Origin of the sequence: Rhizobium sp. RHZ01, assembly GCF_014851595.1 — a bacterium.
Taxonomy (GTDB): Bacteria; Pseudomonadota; Alphaproteobacteria; order Rhizobiales; family Rhizobiaceae; genus Rhizobium; species Rhizobium altiplani.
In genome coordinates this window covers 1-5,684 of sequence record NZ_JACUZZ010000062.1, presented here as the reverse complement: position 1 = coordinate 5,684, position 5,684 = coordinate 1, and the positions used below count along the sequence as shown (strand labels likewise).

Below are 5,684 nucleotides of genomic sequence, written 5' to 3'. Positions count from 1 at the left end.
CTGCGCGTAGGCAGTCGGTAGCTCTGTCGGAATGACGAGCCAGGACACCGCCGCCAGCCAAGTTGCACACCAAGCAAGAAACCTTGTCATGATCGCACCTTTTCTTTCTTTGGTGGAAGACGGATCACCGTCTCCACCGGACGTCTGGGCAACCTCGCTTGCACCCGCAGAAAATGCAGCCGCCGGTCGAGCGAAAAATACTTGCGGATGCGGAGGCCCCTCGCAACTCCATGAAGACAGGCTAGCAGCAATCAGCCCCGGCCGCACGTACGTTACGGTAAATTACGGGAGCCGATCTATGCCCGTCATGGCTGTCCAATGTGGAGAATTGCTGTCGACGTGCAGTTGGAATGCAAATTCATGCCGATCGTGCGAAATAGCGCGCTCGTGATCGCCGGACGAGCTAGTCAGATCGGGTTGATCAAGCAGTCACGGGCGCTACGATGAACTGTCATGTGTCACAGCGATCTAAGTCATCGCTGATGGGCGCGGAAACGGAAGTTGAACAGCGCCGAATGTTCGAACCACGGTGGCCCGCCTTCTTGTGAGGCCACGGGAGGTGAGATCAGCTATCGCCGCTACTCAAACGGCCGCGCAGATCCTCAGCAAGGAACTTTTGGTTTTCGAGCAGACGCTCATAGAGAACGAGCATCTCCGGCGTAATGTCCTCCCAGGACCCACCAGCGAATCTGGCCTGATGCTGCACCTCGCCCGTTTGGATCCGGGAAATGCGTTGCGAGAGATCTTCTATCATCGCGGCGCATTCTGCGAGGCGCTCGACGATCGTCGCGCCCATGTCTCCCTCCATGAAACATGCATGCTGCTGAAATGAACAACGAGCGCTGCCGAAATGCAAGCGGCTATCGGGTTGGTTCCCAACCCCGTCGTGTATTGGGACATGGTCCAATCCTGGGCCGGACTTTGTCTTCAAATGGCCGACCGGGCGTGGGGAAGCCACTGAAGCCAGAGACCGCTTCGACCCCAAGGCGAAATGGCGGTCGAGAACGGAAAGTGGTATGGGGCGGGATCGCAACTCGGTTCCGCTGATATGGCGGACGAACACCAGGCGACCCATACCACAAAAGCAAAGGAACCCGTGCGGCGATATCTCCTGGCGTCTGTACTGGCTATGGTTTGGGCGGTGAGCGTTCCGGTGCAATCCGTTGCGCAATCCTTGCCCCTGCCGGAGTTCCCAGAGGTGGAATTCGGCTCACGCAAGATATTCCTGATGCTTTTTTTGATGCTCGGCCCAATTAAGATACTGGTGCCATTCAAGGTCCTTGCGGGCAGCTACGAGCCCAGCGTTCGGCGACAATTAGCCACCAGAGCGATCCTGTTCTCGGCGGCGGCGCTCGCCATCGCCGGATTTCTCGGACGCACCATGCTTGAAAATCTGGAGATTTCGTTGCCGGTGCTGGCGATGACGGGCGGCATTATCTTGTTCATGGTGGCTTTGCGAACCGTTTTGCAGCCGACCGCGGACCCAATGATACGGCCAACGGAGCAGGGCCAGATAGACTTGAAATTTGCTCTGGCACCGTTGGCGTTTCCAACAATTGTGACGCCCTATGGTATAGCTGCCGTCATCGTCTTCGCTACGTTGGCGGGTGACCGGCAAGCGGAAGGCGTTACCGTGGCAGCGATCGTATTGCTGATCCTGACGCTTGACTGGCTGGCCATGATGTTTGCTGAATCCATCCTCAGATGGATCGGAACGTCATTGCAGGTTTTGGCGGTTGTGCTCGGGGTTACCCAAGCCGCTCTGGGACTGCAGATCATTCTGCATAGTCTAAGCATGATTGCTTGGTAACCGCCGCATTCTCACTAGGGAAGTTTGCACGCCTCGAATGTCCGCCCTGGCGCTCGGTGGCTTGATTACTTCAGTGGCACACGCGATGGCGAAGGAGTGTTTGCTCATGCCACAGTTGACCACACCCTCAGATTACATTTGCCCCAGTGGCAAGGCGAGAACCTCGCCGAGTATTACGTCAGCTCGCGCTTGCTGTCGTGGCTTCCGCCGAGATCTCAGGGCCCCGAGGAAACAATCGACGTTTCGTCGCCTGGTGAGGCGGAACTGCCCCTGGAGGATGGAATTGTCGCTAAGAGCGCTTTGCTGTAACAAGCCCGGTCAGCGCGGTCCGCGATCGAAAAGCACGCACCGGATCGCATCCTTACAATCGGAGGCGACTGTCTCGTCGATCTGGCCCCAATCGCGTATCTCAACAAGCGATACGGTGGGGACGTCGGAGTGCTCTGGATAGATGCACATCCAGATATCCAGACGCTGAAGGACACCGGTCACGCGCACGCGCAGGTGCTCGGTATGCTCCTTGGCGAGGGCCGACCGCGATTTCGTCGGCGAGGTTGATATCCCTGTTCGACCGTCCAAGGTCATGTATGCGGGGCTGGACGAGTGGTCTGCTAATGAGCAGAAGGTCATTGATCGCCTGAACCTCCGACACACATCCTCGCGTAAGTTGTACGGCGACAGTAACGCAATCCTGAAGTGGATTGCGGACGAGGACATCAAGCAGCTTGCAGTGCATTTCGACGTCGATGCGATCCTGCCCGGCCGTTTCCCGCCAATTCTTTTCAATAAACCGGGTACTGATAAAACGTTTCTATCCGGTGTCCCCAGGGGGCGCCTGGAACCTGAGCACGTGGTGCGGCTCCTTCGGGATGTGTCTGCTGCTTGCGAAATCGTGGGGATGGCCATCACCGAATACATTTCCTGGGATGCGATCGAAACCAGAAAACTTCTGAGCCAACTCCCGCTGGTCTAGCCGGGACCGATACATCGATCCAGTCATGAGACTAAGCCGATGGCAACGGACATGGAGCTACCTCCCAGATGTCGCGGGCATATTCGGCGATCGTGCGATCGCTCGAGAACCTTCCTGAAGCCGCGATGTTCATGATCGCCTTGCGGCTCCAAGCTTCCGGATTCCGATAGAGTGATTGAAGATTGGAATCTGCATCCACGTAGGAGGTGAAATCGGCCAAATGCATGTAAGTATCGCCACCGACCAGAAGTATGTTGCGCAGCGCGTCGGTGACTGCCGGCTCATTTCGCGAGAATTCGCCTGAGAAGATCAGGTCGAGGACAGCGCGTATCTCTGGCTCGTTCTCATAGTGCCAGCCGGGGCTATACCAGCAGCGGCTGTTTGCAACTTGGTCTGCGGTCAGCCCAAACAGGAAGAAATTTTCTTCGCCCGCGGCCTCGGCCATTTCGATCGTTGCGCCGTCACGCGTGCCGATGGTCAACGCCCCGTTCATCATGAACTTCATGTTGCTCGTGCCGCTTGCCTCGTATCCCGCCATTGATATCTGGTTGGATACGTCGCTGGCAGGAATGAGCTGCTCGGCGAGTGACACGCAGTAGTCGGGCAGGAATAGTAGCCGAAGGCGACCCCGCACCAACGGATCGCGGTCGATCGTGGCGGCAAGATTGTTCAAGAACTTTATAATCAGTTTGGCAGCGTGGTAGGCAGGAGCCGCCTTTCCTGCAAAGAAGAAGGTGCGTGGCGGCATATCGAGACTAGGATTCTGCCGCAGCCGATGGTAGAGGGCGACGACTCGCAGCCCATTCAGGAGCTGTCGCTTGTATTCGTGGATGCGCTTCACCTGGCTATCGAAAATCGTGTCAGGATCAACCAGAACTCCCGCCTGCGCCTTGAGCCAATCGGCAAAACGGACTTTGGCCTTGCGTTTTGCGGTTTGGACGGCGGAAATGAACCCGCTGTCATCGGCAAGCGACCTCAGACGTTCGAGGTCCGTCGCGTTCGCTATCCAGCGGTCGCCGATAGCTTCGGAGATGCATTCGGCAAGACCCGGATTTGACAGCAATAGCCAACGGCGTGGCGTGACGCCGTTTGTCTTGTTGTTGAAACGGTCAGGATAGAGTTCTGCGAGGTCGCTCACGGTGACGTTTCGGAGCAGCTTCGAGTGTATCTCCGCGACACCGTTCGTGCTGTGGGAGCCGGCTATTGCGAGGTGAGCCATCCGCACCAGGTGATTGCCTTGCTCGACAATGGCTATACGCTCGATGCGGCCATTGTCGCCCGGCCAGCGAGTTTGCACCTCTTCCCGCAAGCGGCGATCGATTTCCAGGATGATTTCCAAGTGCCGTGGAAGCATCAACTCAAACCAGCGCACCGGCCACTTTTCCAGCGCTTCCGGGAGGAGGGTGTGGTTTGTGTAGGCAAGGGTCCTTTTCGTGAGGTCCCATGAACGCTCCCAGTCAAGTTTTGCCGTATCCAGGAGGATGTGCATGAGCTCCGCAACGGCGAGACTCGGATGGGTGTCATTGAGCTGGATAGCCACCTTCGTCGGCAGATCGTCCCAATTACTGTTGCTTTTTTGGAAGCGTCGAACCAGGTCGGCCAATGAGCACGCTACAAGGAAATATTCCTGCACGAAGCGAAGGCCCTGTCCCATGCTGGTGGAATCGTCCGGATAAAGAACACGTGTCACGGTTTCCGCTGTCAGCCGTTCGGCCAGTGCGCCAACAAAGTCACCTGCGCTGAATTCCTGGAAATCGAATACGTGGGGAGTTGCGGAAGCCCATAGCCGCAACGTGTTTATCGTTTTTCCGCCGTAGCCGACGACAGGCCTGTCGTAAGGGATTCCGAGCAAGCTTGAAGGCACGCCGGCGATCGCTCTCAGGCTTCCCCCGCGCACTTCGAACGAACATCCAAGCTCGACCGGCACGGCCAAGTGAGGTCGGGCAACTTCCCAGGGATCAGGCCTGCGCAACCAATTGTCCGGTTGTTCGCGTTGCCAGCCATCGACAATCGACTGTTTGAATATCCCGTACTCGTAGCGCAAGCCATAGCCCATTCCAGGCAATTGCATCGTCGCCATGGACTCGAGAAAGCATGCTGCCAAGCGTCCAAGACCACCATTGCCGAGCCCGGCGTCGGGCTCTTCGGAAAGCAAGGCCAATTCGTCCAGCTGATGTCTTTGAAAGAAGCGATCCGCAAGAGGGCCTAGCCCCAGGTTGACAACGTTGTTGTTAAGGGAACGACCGATCAAGAACTCCATCGAGAGATAATAGACCCGCTTGGGGTTCTCGCGATCATAGACCTCTTCTGTCTTTTCCCAGCGCTGGGAAAGAATATCCCGAACGGACCGTGCGACTGCCTCATACCGCTCGCGGTTTCCTATCTCGCTCGATGCCCGCACGTTGTCGAACAGAAGATGACGTTCGTACAACGCGTTGCTGCTGCCACTTAGCTTGAGGGGGCCGCAATCATATTGCGGGGGAATGGAGTCCGTCGCCTCCAATTCAGGAGCTTGGGCTGATGTTTCCTGGTCGTCTGCCATTCCATGCCTCCGAACCTGCCGGTCACGATCTTCGGGATTGGTTTACGAGCCATCGCAGTGCCATGCCGTCTTTCACGCGCTCAAAGGTCGAGCTAACGGTCCCGCGTGTTGCATGAAGAGGCGCTTTAGCGGGGCGGGTGCCGGGTTGATGGTGCCTGAAACCAACAGCGCAGTGAAGTATGTTACCGTAAACGACGCACGTAACGACACTGGTGAGGCTGCGGCGGCAAGCTCTAGCAGGCTGTTGAAGAAGTCAGTCGGGTTCGCAAACGAAGCCTGAATCATCTCCGTTGTGGATGTAGATGTGCCCGACAAGGCGTCCGGCTGAGCCGAGAGCAGCCCATCCGCGACCACAGGCC

At 57.2% G+C, this 5,684-nt stretch carries 4 protein-coding genes; 2 read left to right on the top strand and 2 right to left on the bottom strand.

Annotated elements, in window-relative coordinates:
- Window positions 1-565: 565 nt before the first annotated feature.
- Window positions 566-796: a hypothetical protein gene (locus IB248_RS30625; RefSeq protein WP_192242223.1), complete on the bottom strand. Its 231-nt coding sequence runs from the start codon at window positions 794-796 to the stop codon at window positions 566-568.
- Between the two features lie 195 nt (window positions 797-991).
- Between IB248_RS30625 and IB248_RS30620 the strand changes: the two genes are divergently transcribed.
- A complete protein-coding gene (locus IB248_RS30620) occupies window positions 992-1,810 on the top strand; it encodes a MarC family protein (protein WP_192242222.1) in 819 nt (272 codons plus the stop codon).
- A 520-nt stretch (window positions 1,811-2,330) separates the two neighbouring features.
- The gene (locus IB248_RS30610) at window positions 2,331-2,783 is read left to right on the top strand and encodes a hypothetical protein (RefSeq protein ID WP_192242221.1); all 453 of its coding nucleotides are present in this window, start codon (window positions 2,331-2,333) and stop codon (window positions 2,781-2,783) included.
- Window positions 2,784-2,814: 31 nt separating this feature from the next.
- On the opposite strand, the gene IB248_RS30605 is transcribed toward IB248_RS30610, so the two are convergent.
- A complete protein-coding gene (locus IB248_RS30605; protein WP_192242220.1) occupies window positions 2,815-5,325 on the bottom strand; it encodes a glycogen/starch/alpha-glucan phosphorylase in 2,511 nt (836 codons plus the stop codon).
- Between the last annotated feature and the right edge of the window lie 359 nt (window positions 5,326-5,684).